The 16,610-nt window shown below is 40.8% G+C and carries 15 protein-coding genes; 13 read left to right on the forward strand and 2 right to left on the reverse strand.

The window, feature by feature from the left end; translation table 11 throughout:
* Positions 1 to 35 precede the first annotated feature (35 nt).
* A complete protein-coding gene (locus tag ACMFNG_RS07870; RefSeq protein WP_430515134.1) occupies positions 36 to 1,256 on the forward strand; it encodes a V4R domain-containing protein in 1,221 nt (406 codons plus the stop codon).
* A 2-nt stretch (positions 1,257 to 1,258) separates the two neighbouring features.
* On the opposite strand, the gene ACMFNG_RS07875 is transcribed toward ACMFNG_RS07870, so the two are convergent.
* The gene (locus tag ACMFNG_RS07875) at positions 1,259 to 1,705 is read right to left on the reverse strand and encodes a DUF2258 domain-containing protein (RefSeq protein ID WP_011012181.1); all 447 of its coding nucleotides are present in this window, start codon (positions 1,703 to 1,705) and stop codon (positions 1,259 to 1,261) included.
* 59 nt (positions 1,706 to 1,764) lie between these two features.
* Between ACMFNG_RS07875 and ACMFNG_RS07880 the strand changes: the two genes are divergently transcribed.
* The 3 genes from ACMFNG_RS07880 to ACMFNG_RS07890 are packed head-to-tail and all read left to right on the forward strand — an operon-like array spanning position 1,765 to position 4,559.
* Positions 1,765 to 2,427 carry an adenylate kinase gene (locus ACMFNG_RS07880; protein ID WP_011012182.1) on the forward strand — a complete coding sequence of 221 codons (663 nt, stop codon included), beginning with the start codon at positions 1,765 to 1,767 and terminating at the stop codon, positions 2,425 to 2,427.
* A gap of 37 nt (positions 2,428 to 2,464) precedes the next feature.
* Positions 2,465 to 4,222 (forward strand): tRNA guanosine(15) transglycosylase TgtA, encoded by a 1,758-nt coding sequence (tgtA, locus tag ACMFNG_RS07885; protein WP_011012183.1) that lies wholly within the window; start codon positions 2,465 to 2,467, stop codon positions 4,220 to 4,222.
* 37 nt (positions 4,223 to 4,259) lie between these two features.
* Positions 4,260 to 4,559: an FUN14 domain-containing protein gene (locus ACMFNG_RS07890; protein WP_011012184.1), complete on the forward strand. Its 300-nt coding sequence runs from the start codon at positions 4,260 to 4,262 to the stop codon at positions 4,557 to 4,559.
* Here the strand turns inward: ACMFNG_RS07890 and ACMFNG_RS07895 are convergent.
* On the reverse strand, positions 4,539 to 5,663 hold the full coding sequence (locus ACMFNG_RS07895; RefSeq protein ID WP_011012185.1) for an alkaline phosphatase family protein: 1,125 nt from the start codon (positions 5,661 to 5,663) through the stop codon (positions 4,539 to 4,541). The two genes, ACMFNG_RS07890 and ACMFNG_RS07895, sit on opposite strands and share 21 nt — an antisense overlap.
* 101 nt (positions 5,664 to 5,764) lie before the next feature.
* On the opposite strand from ACMFNG_RS07895, the gene ACMFNG_RS07900 reads away from it, so the two are divergent.
* The 9 genes from ACMFNG_RS07900 (at position 5,765) to ACMFNG_RS07940 (ending at position 16,557) form a co-directional block, all read left to right on the forward strand.
* Positions 5,765 to 6,778, forward strand: coding sequence for a radical SAM protein (locus ACMFNG_RS07900; protein WP_011012186.1), 1,014 nt, complete (start codon positions 5,765 to 5,767; stop codon positions 6,776 to 6,778).
* Positions 6,779 to 6,783: 5 nt separating this feature from the next.
* Positions 6,784 to 7,134: a DUF192 domain-containing protein gene (locus tag ACMFNG_RS07905; RefSeq protein ID WP_014835314.1), complete on the forward strand. Its 351-nt coding sequence runs from the start codon at positions 6,784 to 6,786 to the stop codon at positions 7,132 to 7,134.
* Positions 7,135 to 7,161: 27 nt separating this feature from the next.
* Complete coding sequence (locus ACMFNG_RS07910) at positions 7,162 to 9,762, forward strand: ATP-dependent helicase (protein WP_011012188.1); 2,601 nt, start codon at positions 7,162 to 7,164, stop codon at positions 9,760 to 9,762.
* Positions 9,763 to 9,901: 139 nt separating this feature from the next.
* Positions 9,902 to 11,023: an aspartate kinase gene (locus ACMFNG_RS07915; protein WP_011012189.1), complete on the forward strand. Its 1,122-nt coding sequence runs from the start codon at positions 9,902 to 9,904 to the stop codon at positions 11,021 to 11,023.
* 10 nt (positions 11,024 to 11,033) lie between these two features.
* Positions 11,034 to 12,113: an aspartate kinase gene (locus ACMFNG_RS07920; protein ID WP_011012190.1), complete on the forward strand. Its 1,080-nt coding sequence runs from the start codon at positions 11,034 to 11,036 to the stop codon at positions 12,111 to 12,113.
* Positions 12,064 to 12,942 carry a homoserine kinase gene (locus ACMFNG_RS07925; protein ID WP_011012191.1) on the forward strand — a complete coding sequence of 293 codons (879 nt, stop codon included), beginning with the start codon at positions 12,064 to 12,066 and terminating at the stop codon, positions 12,940 to 12,942. The genes ACMFNG_RS07920 and ACMFNG_RS07925 overlap by 50 nt, the downstream gene beginning before the upstream one ends.
* Positions 12,933 to 14,117: a threonine synthase gene (thrC, locus tag ACMFNG_RS07930; protein ID WP_011012192.1), complete on the forward strand. Its 1,185-nt coding sequence runs from the start codon at positions 12,933 to 12,935 to the stop codon at positions 14,115 to 14,117. The genes ACMFNG_RS07925 and thrC overlap by 10 nt, the downstream gene beginning before the upstream one ends.
* Positions 14,114 to 15,118 carry an aspartate-semialdehyde dehydrogenase gene (gene asd, locus ACMFNG_RS07935; protein WP_288071797.1) on the forward strand — a complete coding sequence of 335 codons (1,005 nt, stop codon included), beginning with the start codon at positions 14,114 to 14,116 and terminating at the stop codon, positions 15,116 to 15,118. Before thrC ends, asd begins: the two co-directional genes overlap by 4 nt.
* 206 nt (positions 15,119 to 15,324) lie before the next feature.
* Positions 15,325 to 16,557, forward strand: a complete 1,233-nt coding sequence (locus tag ACMFNG_RS07940) for a phosphoglycerate kinase (RefSeq protein ID WP_011012194.1) — start codon at positions 15,325 to 15,327, stop codon at positions 16,555 to 16,557.
* The last annotated feature ends 53 nt before the right edge of the window (positions 16,558 to 16,610 follow it).

Below are 16,610 nucleotides of genomic sequence, written 5' to 3' on the forward strand. Positions count from 1 at the left end.
CTTTTTAAATAATCTGACCTATCATTCAAACTGCTATGTCAATCGTAACGAGTATACAGGCATTAGATAGAATTCTTGGTGGGAGGATAAAAGAAAATTGTAACATTGCGTTAGTTGGAAGTATTGATAACGATTATGTTTTGCTAATGCATCAAATAGTAAACTCAATTCTCTCTCAAGGAAAGAAAGTTCTCCTAGTTGAGTTTAGGGAAGATCCAAACTCCCTTCTCGAATGGTTAAAGGATTACGGAATTGACTATGCCCAATATATGGAAAGAAAACAACTAAGGATTCTTGATGGTTTCACCAATGTTTATTCTCAAACCCAAGTATCTAAGCCAGATATACTTCCCAATCCTCTCGACTTAAGTATAACCTCAGCTATTATTAGAGATGCCGTGAGCAAAGAAAAGTACGACTTTGTAGTTCTTGACGACATTACTACCTTATATCCCCTTCAGCCTGACCCAAGAGGGTACATAAGGGTAACCATAAGGCTTGTTAATTCACTTAAGAGCAGAGGAGCTTCGGTAATCGGTGGAATAAACAAAGATGTTCTGCCCATTCAAGATTTAACAATGATATTAATTCCATTTGAGTACGTGGTTGAGGTTATGAATGGAATAATAAGGGTAAAGAGGTCTTATTCTCCATTAACAACACCTATTGAGGGAATTAATTACGTCAAGTCAAAGAAAGGAATAGTTGATGTTGAAAGTGCTTTCAACAATGTGTATCAAATGAGAGACTCAATTACACTAAAGGAAGACGGCTCTTTAATGCTAGGTAATCTTAGAGTTCAAATAATAGATGAATTCTCAGAGGCAAGCCTAATCAAATTTGTGTATATGTACTTAGGACCAGAAAAGGGAAAGGAGTTCCTTTATAAATGGGGAAAGTTTGAGAGTAAAGAGCTTAAACTCCCCAAATCCTCAAAAGAAAAAGCAAGGCAAATTTTGGAGGACATGTTCACGACAACAAAAATAACTGGAGGAGGTATACTCAATTTTGTCAGCTTTGAGGATGATATAATAGTTATTGAAGGTAAGAATCTGTTCCCTAGGCTTAAAAACTTTCCCTACCCAGCTCATGTTAACTATGCAGGTTCAATTGCTGGGATAGTCGAGAAGTTACTTGGAGGAGAGTGGAAAGGTGATGAAATTTCCTGCGAGTCCCAAGGACATGAAAAGTGTCTGTTTGTAATAAGGAAAGTGTCAGATTCTAAAAGTTCAGAAGAAGAAAAGGAAGAGAAGTAACATCATTCACTTCTTAATTTAAGTCCAGTGTATTCCTGTTTCATTCTTTCAACAAGCTCGCTGATCTCTTTACTTATCTCCCTCAGCTTATCCGAGAGAGCTTCTAATTCCTTCACAGTTTCCTCAAACATCTTTTCCATGTGTTCAACTTCTTCCATTGCAAGAGCTAGCTTTTCTTCTTCCTCCTTCTTGTAGGTTTCTATTTCTAAGCTATCTAAGTTCCACACAATTTTCCCATCTTCTATGTTAAAATCTACAGATATTCTCACAACATCCTCTTTCTTGACTCCCATTTCTTGAAGCTTCTCAAAGATAATTTTGTTCAACTCACCAGCTGCCTTAACAACTTCTTCAGGGAAGACTTTCCCTCTAGTTATGGCGAATAGTACCCTTCTAACTTTGTTTGCATATCCACTAGCCCTAACGAATCCAGTCATTAGCTTGGGCATGGCATTCACCAATTAATTTTTGTAGGTTGTAGTATAAATCACTAACTGGTGATCCCAAGGTGAACATTCTAATATTTGGTCCCCCAGGGAGCGGAAAATCAACCCAGGCAAGAAGAATTGTAGAAAGATATGGATTAACTTACATTTCCTCTGGAGACTTAATAAGAAAAGAAATTGCAGAAGGAACACCTCTCGGACGAGAAATGCAGGCTTATCTTGCCAGAGGAGATCTAATTCCTGACACCATAGTGAACACTTTAATAATCTCAAAGCTCAGGAGGGTTAGAAAGGATTTTATAATGGATGGCTATCCTAGAACTCCCGAGCAGGTGATAGCACTAGAAAATTATCTCTATGACCATGGGATAAAAATAGATGTGGCCATAGACATATACGTCTCCCTAGAGGAGAGTATTAGAAGAGTATCTGGAAGAAGGATATGTCCCAAGTGCGGAGCGGTTTATCATGTCGAATTCAATCCTCCCAAGATACCTGGGAGATGTGATGTATGTGGGGCGGAGCTAGTTCAGAGAGAAGATGATAGACCGGAAGTTGTTGAAAAACGATATAGGATTTATATGAAAAATATGGAGCCCATAATCAAGTTTTATCAGAAGCAGAGGATCTACGTAAAAATAAACGGACATGGAAATATTGACGAAGTATGGGAGAGAATAAGGCCTCTATTAGATTACATCCGCAATAGGGAGGCGATGATTTGACTCCGGAAAATCTGATCGATGATGAAGTCCAGCCCGAATGAGCCGAGGTGATAGTATGCTAAGATTTGAAATAAAGGACAGGGATGCTGCTGGAAGGATTGGAAAATTGGAGGTCAATGGAAAGAAGATAGAGACTCCAGCTATAATGCCAGTTGTTAACCCTAAGCAGCTTATAGTTGAACCAAAGGAACTAAAGAGAATGGGATTTGATATAATAATAACAAACTCCTATATAATCTATAAAGACAAAAAACTGAGGGAAAAGGCTTTAGAAAAAGGCATACATAGGCTTTTAGACTACGATGGCATAATAGAGGTTGACTCAGGCTCATTCCAACTTATGAGGTATGGAAAAGTCGAAGTTACGAACAGGGAAATAGTCGAGTTTCAGCACAAAATTGGGGTTGACATAGGGACTTTTCTCGACATCCCTACACCCCCAGATGCTCCCAGGGAAAAGGCCGAGCAGGATTTGAAGATCACCCTAGAAAGGGCAAAAGAAGCTGAAAGTATAAAGCAAATTCCAATGAATGCCACAGTTCAAGGTTCAACATACCTGGACTTAAGGAAACTTGCCGCAAGAAAGCTAAGCGAAATGAACTTTGAAATTCATCCAATTGGAGCTGTTGTTCCATTGCTAGAGAGTTATAGATTTAAGGACGTTGTGGACATCGTTATCGCATCTAAAATGGGCCTTAGGCCAGATAGGCCTGTTCACCTTTTCGGAGCTGGCCATCCAATGGTTTTTGCTTTAGCAGTTGCTATGGGAGTTGACCTGTTTGACTCCGCAAGTTATGCACTTTATGCAAAAGATGATAGATACTTAACTCCCCAGGGGACTAAGAGATTAGAAGAGCTCGAATATTTTTCCTGCTCCTGTCCCGTTTGTTCTAAATACACTCCGCAAGAACTAAGAGAAATGCCAAAAGAAGAAAGGGAAAAATTACTTGCTCTCCACAATCTGTGGGTTATTAGAGAGGAAATTAATAGAGTAAAACAGGCAATAAAGGAGGGTGAGCTTTGGAGGCTCGTTGATGAGAGGGCAAGAGCTCATCCAAAGCTATATGCCGCTTACAAAAGGCTTCTGGAGTATTATCATTATTTGGAGGAATACGAACCAATAACTAAGAAGTCCGCATTCTTTAAAATAAGTGAGGAAAGCCTAAAATGGCCAATTGCAAGAAGGGCAAAAGAAAGAGCAGAAAAGGTAAAGGCAAAGTTCCCCGAAAGCATTCCCCATCCAATATTTGGGGAGATTCCCAAATATCTTAGCCTAACATATCCCTTTGCTCAAAGCGAGAGTGAGGAAGACTTTCAAATAGAAAAACCAACAAGAGAGAACGCAATCCTCTACATAATGGCAATAGCCGAGTACCAGTTTGGTGAAGGAGCAGGAGAAGCATTTAGAGACGCTGAAGTTGAGATAGCAAAGACGGGAATGCCTAGGCAGGTAAAGAAAAATGGAAAAAGGCTCGCCACTGTAAGAGCTGAAGACGGATTGCTAACCCTGGGAATTGAAGGTGCTAAAAGGCTCCACGAACTTCTCCCATATCCAGTGATGAGAGTTGTGGTTAATAAGGAAGCTGAACCATTTGCCAGGAAAGGAAAAGACGTCTTCGCCAAGTTCGTAGAATTTGCAGATCCTAAAATCAGGCCATATGACGAGGTTCTGATTGTTAATGAAAACGATGAGTTACTTGCAACGGGGCAAGCTCTACTTTCGGGCAGAGAAATGGTTTTGTTCAGCTCAGGAAGAGCCGTTAAAACAAGAAGAGGTGTAGAGGAGAAAAAGTGATATACCCTAATAACTAATCCTATCTAGGGGATAAAGTATGGAGTTCAACATGTTTGGCATAACAGGGGATGTAGGCGTTGGTGCTGTAGTGGGATTCATAGTGGGATATGCATTGAAGAAATTCATGAAGATAGTGATGGCTCTAATAGGAGCTTACGTGCTTAGCTTATTCTGGCTTCAACAAAAGGGTGTTATAACAATAAACACAGAGGCCCTCTTTAACCTCACAAAAGAAGCTGCCCAAACAACCTTGAGCTTGGGAGAGAAAGCATTAGGAATTCTCCCAGGAGGAGCAGCATTTGTTGCAGGCTTCTACCTAGGATTTAAGAAGGGATGACCCCTTCATTTCTCCTTTCTTTCCTACACCAAAGAAATCCAAGATTGTAGGAGCTATGTCATATAAAGTTGCCTCTTCTTTTTTTACATCTAACCCCCAAATAATAAGAGGAACCTTCATGACCTGGGAATTTCTAGAACCATGCATTCCTTTCACCCAATAGCTTTTTCCCTTTACCTTCTGACACTCCCTATGGTGGCAGAACCAGTAACCCTTCTTGGCAGAGACTATTAAGTCGCCACTCACCGGAACATTAAGGTAAGGAAGATCCTCTCTAAAGAAAATCTCATTCACTCCTGGAGCTCTCCTTAAGAGCTGATAAGCCTCCTCTTTCTCTTCTGGATTCTTTAGATAGATGTGAACGCCTCCACCAGAAGATACTCTAAGCACTTCTATCCCATGCCTTTTCAAATATTCCCTTAGGTTTACCCAGGTGTGGACTTCTTCTTGCCCGTGATCCGCAAATATTATGAAAGCGTATTCATCCTTTAATCTTTCCCATAAGCTCCTCACCGCAGAATCTACAGTCTCTATAGCCTTTAAAGCATCTTTACTTTCGGGCCCATAATCATGTTGCATCCCGTCTATTGACGCGAAATGAACAAGGAGAAGATCTGGTTTGCACTCCTCGTAAAGATAAATTGCCGAATTCAACACCCACAAATCCTTTTTCCAATCTCTCCCATGCTTTCTATAAAGCTCGTCGGAAGAGAAGAATGGGGGGTATATTCTCACATCAACATTGCTGAAAGGAGGCATGGTGTAGCCCGAGACACTCGCTATTCTGACACCCCTTTGCCTCAAAATATCTTGAATTAGAGGGGCCTTTATCACCTCATGGGGGTTGAAAGCAACTTTAAAGTCGTAAAACTTCACTTTAACTCCTGTTATCCTATCATAATATCCATTCTCTACAACCCAATGGATCCTTGGCTCTACCCCCGTCATTACAGTGGTATGAACAAGATCTGTGAGAGTTGGAAATATAGAATCCACGATAAAATATTCTCCATTTTCTGCTAACTCGCTTAAAAATGGCATATATTTAAAGTTGTACACTCCATTTCCATCTAGACTTATTAAGACAAGCTTTCTTCGCTCCATTTTCCATAACCTCAGCCGGTAGGTGGTTCATCATCTTTCAGCCGGGAGTAGCTCATCATCTGCCATAATTTTTTAACGGCCTTACTTCATAAACTTAATTGATGGGAGCGAGGGAGGCCTTACCAAAGTACTTCTCAATCCTCGAAGGAGAGGAGTTGCCTAACTTCCTCTTAGCAAGGAAAATCGCTGTTAATTTTGATCCTTCCTCTCCTCTAGAGGAACTTTGGGCTATTCACGATGAAGGAATGGAAAAGTTGAGAGAGAATAATCTATCAGAAAACCCCGAGAAAAATTTGCTTGACTTAAAGAGCGTTATAGCATCAAAAATAATTGAGAAATGCCATCTTTGTGAAATTAGGTGTGGTGTAAACAGGAAGGAGCAGGTAGGGTATTGTAGAGTTAAGGAAAGTCTAATAGCAAGTGATTTTCTTCACTATGGTGAAGAGCCAGAGCTTGTTCCTTCCTATACGATATTCTTCTCAGGTTGCAATTTTAGATGTGTTTTCTGTCAAAACTGGGACATCAGTCAGTTCAGAGTTGGAGTTGAACTTTTGCCAGAATATTTAGCACTAAAAATTGAAAGGGCATACAGGTTTGGTGCGAGAAACGTTAACTTCGTTGGAGGCGAACCCACACCTAATCTACCCTATATACTAGAGACGTTAAGATACGTTAATGTTCCAATTCCAGTTGTGTGGAATTCCAATATGTACATGAGCGAGGAGGCAATGAAGCTCCTAGACGGTATAGTTGACGTTTATCTGGGAGACTTTAAGTATGGAAATAATAACTGCGCTCGCAGATATTCCAAGATTCCCAACTATTGGGAGATTGTTACGAGAAACTTTTTGCTAGCGAAGAAACACTTCAGGGCCGAATTCCTCATTAGGCATTTGGTAATGCCAAATCATCTAGAGTGTTGCACCGAGCCAGTACTCAAGTGGATAGCGGAAAACTTGGGGAGGGATGTTCGAGTTAATGTCATGTTCCAATACAGGCCTGAGTACAAAGCCAAAAACTACAAAGAGATTTCACGAGTATTGACAATAGAGGAAATGGAAAAAGCAGAAAAACTTGTAAAGAAGTACGGTTTCAAGAATGCCCTTGTTGGGTGAATGATATGTTAAACGTAACAAAAGGGAAAGAGATAAGGATAGAGGTGAGATTTGCCGACAATTTTATCAAGAGGTTTTTGGGCTTGATGTTTAGAAAACCCAGGTATGTGTTAATTTTTGTACTTCCCCTAGAGACAAGAATAAATGCCTCAGTACATGGTCTTTTTATGAGAGAAGCAATTGACGTAATCTTCCTAAATTCTAACAAGGAAGTGGTTGATTTAACAGTTTTAAAGCCATGGAGATTTTACGTCCCAAAAAGGCCAGCTAAATACATAGTAGAGGGGCCTAGGGGAATTATAGAGGCTTTAAGCGTGGAGGTAGGAGATAGGCTTGAATGGAACAGAATGATTTAAGAAGTAAGTTTGGTTTTGAATTGTGAGATGGAGAGGATAAGGTGGGCGAAGAGGGAATATTCAGATGAAGAAATATTCAAAATCCTTGACCCAATAGTTGGGGAATGGTTTAGAAGAAAGTTTAGAACTTTCACCCCTCCTCAGCGCTATGCAGTTATTGAAATCCATAAAGGAGAGAACGTATTGATTTCATCCCCCACAGGCTCCGGGAAGACTTTATCAGCTTTTCTTTCTATAATTAGTGAACTTATTTCCCTGGGAAGGCAGGGAAAACTTGAAGATAAAATATATTGTGTTTACGTCTCTCCCCTTAGGGCTTTAAACAACGACATAAGGAGAAACTTACAAGAACCTCTTCAGGAAATCTACGAACTTGCGAGAAAGTTGGGAGTTGAAATCCCAGAAATAAGGGTTAGCGTAAGGACAAGCGATACTACAAGTTACGAAAAGAGTAAAATGCTAAAAAAACCTCCACACATCCTGATAACAACTCCGGAAAGCCTTGCAATTGCCCTTAACGCCCCCAAATTTAGGGAAAAACTGAGAGACGTGAAGTGGGTAATCGTTGATGAAGTCCATGCCCTAGCTGAGAACAAGCGAGGTTCTCATCTAGCTTTAACCCTCGAAAGATTAAGAGAGCTTACTGGAAGGGAATTCGTTAGGATAGGGCTTAGTGCAACTATTCATCCCTTAGAAGAGGTAGCTAAATTTGTATTTGGATTTGACGATAACGGGGAGCCCCGACCAGGGTTGATAGTTGATGTAAGCTTTGCTAAGAAGATAAAAATTAGCGTGGAAAGCGTTGTGGAAGATTTAGTTTATACTCCCGCAAATGTTCTAAGTGAGGCCCTATATAGGAGAATAGGCGAGCTTGTTAAAAACAGAAAGACAACTTTAATCTTTACGAACACAAGGAGCGGAACTGAAAGGGTTGTATATCACCTAAAGAAGATGTTTCCTGAATGGGCAGACAAAATAGAGGCTCATCACTCTTCTCTTTCCAGGGAAGTTAGGTTAAACGTTGAAGAAAGACTAAAACGAGGGGAATTGAAGATAATTGTGAGCTCCACTTCTCTGGAACTGGGGATTGATATTGGATCCATAGACCTCGTTATTTTAATTGGCTCTCCGAAGAGCGTTAACAGGGCCCTTCAGAGGATTGGAAGGGCAGGGCACAGACTGCATGAAGTCAGCGAAGGCGTAATTCTTGCTCTAGATAGGGATGACCTAGTGGAAGTTACTGTTCTTGCTCACAATGCTAGAAATAGAAGGCTAGATAGAATTAAAATCCCAAAGAATCCACTGGACGTTTTAGTCCAGCACGTCCTGGGAATGGCCCTAGAAAGAGTATGGGAAGTAGAAGAAGCTTACAGAGTAGTTAGGAGAGCATATCCATTTAGAGACCTTCCATTTGAAGATTTCATGAACGTTCTTAGATATTTGGCTGGAGAATATGCTGGGTTAGAGGAAAAAAAGGTGTACGCAAAAATATGGCTCGAAGATGGAAAGTTTGGAAGACGAGGTAAGATGACGAGAGCGATCTATTATATGAACGTTGGAACGATCCCAGATGAGGCAAAAATTGACGTCTTTACCATGGATATGAAATATATCGGAACAGTTGAAGAAGAGTTTGCGGAGCACCTAATGCCTGGTGATATCTTCGTCCTTGCAGGAAGAACTTATGAGTTCGTCAAGAGTAAGGGGAATAGGATTTACGTTATTCCAAGAGAGGGGGCAAAGCCTACTATCCCCTCCTGGTTCTCTGAAATGCTACCTTTAAGCTTCGATTTGGCTATAGACATTCAAAGATTTAGAAAAGAAGTAAAGAGGTTATTAAATAACAAGAGGGCTAAAACGTTTTTAATGAGGAAATACGGAATAGACGAAACTACTGCAAATGCCATCCTCTCCTACTTTAGGGAACAAGCTAAATACTCGATAATTCCCGATGACGAAACAGTTCTCGTGGAAGTCGTTAGGGAGGGAAACGTGGTAAAGTACTTCTTCCACACTCTAATAGGAAGAAGGGCCAATGACGCCTTAAGTAGGGCATTTGCATATTTAATAAGTAAGAGGAAGAAATGCAATGTAGGAGTAGCGATTACTGACAACGGCTTCATGCTAAAGGTTCCCAGGGAGAAAGAGTTGTCTCAGGAGGAGATACTGGAGCTCTTCCGTGTTGAGAACTTAAGGGAGGTTCTAAAGAAAGCTCTGGATAACACAGAGCTTCTTAAAAGGAGGTTCAGACACGTGGCTAACAGGGGTCTTCTAGTACTAAGGAGGTATATGGGAAGAGAAAAAAGCCTAAGCAGGCAACAAATGAATGCACAGACTCTTTTAAACTTTTTGAAAAAGAACTATCCTGATTTTCCCTTATTAAAAGAGGTTTATAGAGAAATTATGGAAGATAAAATGGACATCGGAAACGCGGAGCTCTTCTTGGGTTGGATTAAAGAGGGAAGAATAGAGGTAATTATTAGAGAGCACAAATATCCAAGCCCCTTCGCCTTCAACTTGGAAGTTGCTGGAGCTAGCGATGTCGTTCTCATGGAGGATAGGAGGGAATTAATCAAGGAGCTACACAAGAAGATTATGGCTCTAATTCACGATAAGCTCGAAAGCTAAGGTTTTTTTACTTTCCCAAAATTCTTACTTTGGATAGTTATATTACTGCTGGTTATTATTAGTTGATGAAAATATGTCGAAAGATATATAAAATTGAAGACAAAATTGGGGTGGAGAGAAAATAGGAGGAGGGAGAGAGATGATCGTGCTAAAATTTGGGGGAAGCTCAATTAAGTATGACTTCGAGGAAGCAACAAATTTAGCCCTCAGTCTCTTTGAAGATGATGCTGTCATTGTAGTAGTTTCTGCAATAAAAGGGATAACAGATAAGCTGATTCTGTACTCCCAGACCTTGGATAAGACAATAGCAACAAAAATAGCTTCTGAGTATGTTAGCTTTGCAAAATCCCATGGTATAGATCCAGTGATATTGAAACCCTACTTAGATGAGCTTTTTAACCTTCCAGACCTTCCAGAGGAGGCACTAAGGGATTATATCCTGTCTTTGGGCGAAGTTCTTTCTGCTGTAATTTTCTCAGCCTCAATTGGAGGAAAATTCGTCCCCTCTTGGGATATTTTTGAGGCCGAGGGTAACTTTGGAAATGCATTCATAGACATAAAAAGTAGCAAGAAAAAATTCAAGAGAGTATTTGAGGTGCTTGAAGAAGGCTATATTCCAGTTATCCCAGGATTTACGGCTGGAAAAGATGGCTACATTCTCACCCTGGGAAGAGGGGGGAGTGACTATTCGGGAGTTGCCGCTGGAGTCCTTGGAAAGGCAAAATTAGTGGCGATTATGAGTGATGTCGAGGGAATTTATACAGCAGATCCAAAGCTAGTCCCCTCGGCAAGGTTAATTCCCTACGTTTCTTATGATGAGATCATAATATCCTCAAAACATGGCATGAGGGCTTTACAATGGAAAGCTGCAGAATTAGCTAAAGAGTATAAGATTCCAGTCCTCTTTGGAAGGACTAGGAACTGGAGAATGGGAACTTTGATGAGCGAAAGGAGCTCAGGAATGCCGCTTATGACATACAAAGATGGGCTGCTACTTGTTAATGTAACTGAAGAGATAAAATATCCGATTATAGCTGAAGGGCCTTTCTGGAAACTCTACAAAGTTTCCCAAGAAGAGGGAATTCACTTAATGAGAGAGCTTCATACAAAATTATTTCAACCGTCATTTATCCAATATAGTGTTTACAAATCTAGTGAAAATGGGCAAAAAACTCAAGAATTTAACGAAAAAATATCAATTGAACAAGGAGAAAATCGAAAAATTTATTACAGTGAGGAAGAGGTTAACCTTCCTGGGTGAACGACCATCGGTGGTGGAGAAACCTGTTGTTGTAAAGTTTGGAGGAACTTCAGTAAGGTACGCCTTTGAAGAAGCACTAGAGCTAGTTGCAAATCTAAACGAAAATACAAGAACAATCGTTGTCGTTTCTGCACTTGCAGGGGTTACAGATTGTTTATTAAGGCTCGCGAATGGTGATATGTCTGCTCTTCTAGAAATCGAAGAAATACATGAAGAACTATCTCAAGAATTAGACGTTCAGCTTGACCACTTAATGTATCAGCTTCACAAGACACTTAATTCTAAATCAAGCTTTCCATCAAAAGAAGCATTTGTGGATGAAATAGCATCCTTTGGAGAGAGATTTTCAGCCGAACTATTCTCAGAGGGGCTTAAAATACTCGGAATTAATGCTAAGGCTGTTGATTCAAAGGATATACTCTTTGCCAAGGGGGATTATGGAAATGCAGAAGTAGACTTTAAAAAGAGCGTCTATGGAGCAGGCATCCTATATCGCATGCTTAGGAGGGGAATAGTCCCCGTTGTTACTGGATACTATGGAAATCTAAATGGATTCAGAGCAACTTTTGGGAGGGGAGGAAGCGATTACTCAGCAACTTCAATAGCAAGACTAGTAAACGCAAAGGCCACTTTGATTATGAGCGATGTTGAGGGAATTTACACGGCAGATCCAAAGCTTGTGCCTTCTGCAAAGTTAATCCACTACATCTCATACAGAGAAGCGAAAATAGCTGCAAAACTAGGTATGAAAGCCCTTCATCATAGGGCTATTGATCCAGTAGAGGGAAGAATACCCGTAATCCTCGGAAAGACTAGAGATTTGAAGTTTGGAACCTTGATTTCTCACAAGTCCCAGGGGATTCCTGTAGTGGTTCATAAATTGATCGAGGATCACGCCGAAGTTTCCGTGGTATCGACTAGAAGGAGCTTTTCTCTCCCCTATGAAGTCTATGAGGAAGGAGATTTTTACTTTAAGATAAAAATTCCCAAGGAGCAGTTTTTGGAAGTTTTAAAAGATATACACAGGAGAGTGGTGGAAAATGAAAGTCTACGCCCCAGCTACGATAGCGAACTTTGGGCCTGGGTTTGACGTCTTTGGCTTGGCAATAGAAACGCCAAGGGATACTGTAATTGCAAAGGAAAGTGATGATTTCAGGATAGAGGTCGAAGGCTACAAAGTTCCAGAAAATGACGAAAACGTAGCTTTAGTCGCTGCAAAAGCTTTATTTAAACTTGTGGGCGAGGAAGGAGGAATCTACCTAAAACTAAAGAAAGGAATTAGGCCAAAAAGTGGCCTAGGAAGTTCTGGGGCATCTTCAATAGCAGGAGCAGTTGCTGCGGCTAGGATTTTAGGAGTAGAAGATGATGAAATTATAATAAGAGCGGCTCTCGAAGGGGAAAGAAAAGCCTCTGGAAGCCCTCATGGAGATAATGTTGTCCCCTCTTACTATGGAAACTTCACAATCGTGGAGTCCCTAAATCCCCTCAGAGTCCACAACATTGAGGTTGATTTCAAGGTAGTCGTCATCCTTCCCAGTGTTGAAGTACCTACAAGTGAGGCTAGAAAAGTACTTCCGAAGAAAGTCCCTCTCAAAGATGCCGTGAAAAACATAGCCCTCGCCTCTTCTCTAGTTCTGGCACTAAAGGAGGGAAACCTGGAGGAAGTAGGAAGGCTACTAGAGGACCATTTAGCCCTCCCATACAGACTCAGCCTAGTTCCATGGTTTCCTAAGGTAAAGGAAGCCGCTAAGGAGGCAGGAGCCTATGGGGTTATGATATCTGGCTCGGGACCAGCAGTATTTGCTCTTGGGGAGAACCTCAAAGAAATAGGGAAGGCTATGAAGGAGGCGTTTGAAAGTTTTGGAATTGAGGCTGAATACTGGGTGACAAAGGTTGGTAGGGGTGCAAAATGGTGCTGAAATGTGTAGTCTGTGGGAGAGAGTATCCTGAAGACGAAGTTAGGTATAGGTGTGAGTGTGGAGGTCTATTAGAGGTTGTTATCGATCTAGATAAAGTTGATACTTCCATTTTTAACGGTAAGGAGATAAAGCTGTGGAAATATGAAAGCTGGCTACCCGTAAAGAAGAGAGTTAGTCTGGAAGAAGGTGGAACTCCCCTATATAGGTTATTAAATCTTGAAAGTGATCTTGGAGTAAAAGAGCTCTATGCAAAAAACGAGGGTGCGAATCCAACAGGTTCATTTAAAGACCGCGGAATGACGGTTGGAGTCTCGAAGGCTCTTGAGCTAGGAATGGATAAAGTCATATGTGCATCTACGGGAAATACTTCAGCATCACTTGCTGCTTATGCTGCAAAAGCAGGAATAAAAGCATATGTCCTAATCCCAAGTGGGAAGATAGCGTTAGGAAAGCTTGCTCAAGCAATAATCTATGGGGCTAGGGTTGTACCAATCAAGGGGAACTTTGACGATGCTCTAAGAGTAGTCGTGGAGACAAGCAAAGAACTTGGGATATACATGTTAAATTCAATAAACCCATTCAGGCTCGAAGGACAAAAGACAATAGCGTATGAGATATATGACCAACTTGGAAAAGTTCCAGACAACGTTATTCTCCCAGTTGGAAATGCAGGAAACATTTCTGCAATATGGAAGGGGTTTAAGGAGATGTATGAGGCTGGCGTAATAGATGAACTTCCCAGGATGATAGGAATTCAAGCAGAAGGAGCATCCCCATTAGCGAAGGCTTGGAAAGAGAAAAGAAAATTCCAACCCGAAGAGAGTCCAGAAACCATTGCATCGGCCATAAGAATAGGAAACCCCGCAAATTGGATAAAGGCATGGAGGGCTGTTGAAGAATCTGGGGGACTATTTGAGAGCGTAAGTGATGAGGAAATACTAAGAGCTCAGAAACTTCTAGCGTCTAGGGAAGGACTATTTGTTGAACCTGCTTCTGCAGCATCTTTAGCTGGCTTAATTAAGCTCCTTGAAAGTGGTGAAATAAGCAGGAATGAGAGTTACGTTTTAATCACAACTGGACATGGGCTAAAAGATCCAAATATCGTCATAAAGAACTTCCAAGTTCCAGAACCTATAGACCCAACTTTAGAAGCTTTTAAGGAGGTGATTGAATGAAAGCAGCCGTTTTAGGAGCAACTGGACTCGTAGGAAGGACTTTCGTGAAATTACTCAGCGGACACCCATGGTTTAAAGTCAGTAAGCTTGTAGCATCTGAAAAGTCTGCAGGTAAGGAGTACGGAGAAATAGTCGAGGACTCACCAAAAGAGTTTAGAAAAAATGTAATAATCAGCCTAGAGGAGTTTTTAAAAGACCCCGATGTTGATATAGTCTTCAATGCTCTCCCAGCCTCAATATCCAGAGAAGTTGAAGAAAAACTTGCGCAAGAGATTCCAGTTTTTACAAATGCTAGAGCTCACAGATATGACGAAGATGTTCCTATTTTGGTTCCAGAGGTAAACATGAATCACCTGGGAATAATTGAAGTTCAGAAAAAGAACAGGGGTTGGGATGGTTTTATAGTCACAAACCCCAACTGTTCAACTGCTATACTTACGGTATCTTTAGCTCCATTAGTTGAATTTGGGATAAAGAAGGTTAGAGTTGCAACAATGCAAGCTATTAGTGGAGCTGGATTTTCAGGACTTTCGGCATATGCAATTCATGACAATGTAATTCCCTTCATAAATGGAGAGGAGTGGAAGATAGAAAATGAGAGCAAGAAAATATTGGGAAAATTCAACGGTGAGAGAATAGAAAACGCAGACTTCGACATCTCTGCCATAGCAACGAGAGTTCCAGTTATTCATGGTCATACGGAGGCAGTATTTGTGGAGTTGGAGAAGGTAAACATTGAAGAGATAAGAGAAGCATTTGACAGCTTTGATCCATTGAGAGACTATAAGCTCCCCTCTTATGAGAAACCGATAGTATATTCAGAAGTTCCACAACCCAGACTTCACAGGGATAGGGGGAAAGGACTAACTGTAACTGTAGGTAGACTCGAGAAAATAAACGGTGGAGTGAAGTACGTAACACTTGGTCATAATCTCGTCAGAGGAGCGGCTGGAGGTTCAGTTCTCAACGCTGAACTCGCCTACAGGCTTGGCTATCTCTGATTATTTTTATTTTCTTTAGGTTCCATACTACAAGCCTTTAGGCAGTTCTGAAACTAGCGACAACAAGCCCTTCAGGACAATTAGAACATTCACGTTTCCAAGCTTTACAGCCCTTCTAAAACAACATGTTTTAGGCTATACAAATCTTTTCTTCCCCTTCCCCACAACTTTCTTAAATCTCCATCCAACTATTTTATGGTGGTGAAATGTTCAGGTTGAGAGATTTTGAATACTACAACAGAACCGTGTTTCTTCGAGTTGACTTAAACTCACCAATGAGTAATGGAAAAATAATAAGTGACGCGAGATTTCGAGCAGTCCTTCCAACGATAAAGTACCTAATAGAGAGTGGAGCAAAAGTAGTTGTTGGCACTCATCAAGGAAAACCCTACAGCGAAGAGTATTCGACTACTGAAGAGCATGCGAGAATTCTCTCTGAGCTCCTAAATATGCATGTTGAATACGTTGAAGACATTTTTGGAAAGTATGCAAGGGAGAGAATAAAGGCTATGAAACCTGGGGAAGTTATAGTCCTCGAAAACCTCAGGTTCTCTGCAGAAGAAGTAAAAAACGCAACTATTGAGGAATGCGAAAAGACGTTTTTTGTTAGGAAGCTCTCCCAGGTAATAGACCTCGTTGTTAACGATGCCTTTGCTGCCGCTCATAGAAGTCAGCCATCTCTCGTTGGTTTTGCAAGAATAAAGCCTATGATAATGGGATTCCTTATGGAAAAAGAAGTTGATGCTTTAACAAAAGCTTATGAAAGTGAAGAAAAGCCGAGAGTTTATGTTCTTGGTGGTGCAAAAGTTGATGACTCATTAAAAGTTGCCGAAAACGTTCTTAGGAAAGAAAAGGCTGATCTCATACTGACAGGGGGATTGGTTGGCCAATTATTCACTCTAGCTAAGGGCTTTGACCTGGGAAGAGAAAACATTAAATTCTTAGAAAAGAAGGGAATTTTAAAATACGTAGACTGGGCAGAAAAGATTCTTGACGAATTTTATCCCTACGTTAGAACTCCCGTAGACTTTGCCATTGACTTCAAGGGAGAAAGAGTAGAGATAGATTTGCTCAGCGACGAGAAAAGGCTCTTTGACGAATATCCAATCCTTGACATCGGTTCTAGAACAGTTGAAAAGTATAGGGAGATACTCTTAAAGGCCAGGATAATAGTAGCCAACGGTCCTATGGGAGTGTTCGAAAGGGAAGAATTTGCCGTGGGAACAATTGGGGTATTCAAGGCCATCGGAGAGAGTCCAGCCTTTAGCGTCATTGGTGGTGGTCATTCAATAGCAAGCATATACAAGTACAACATAACTGGGATAAGCCATATCTCTACCGGTGGGGGAGCTATGCTAACATTTTTTGCTGGAGAAAAGTTGCCAGTTCTTGAAGCGCTAAAGATTAGTTACGAAAAGTTCTCTAACTTACTTTCTTAATTTTTAACCAGACATTTAAAAGTAGAATCCTGTGAATATCCTTGGAGGTGAGG

It is taken from the genome of Pyrococcus woesei (genome assembly GCF_050496105.1).
GTDB classification, from domain to species: Archaea; Methanobacteriota_B; Thermococci; order Thermococcales; family Thermococcaceae; genus Pyrococcus; species Pyrococcus furiosus.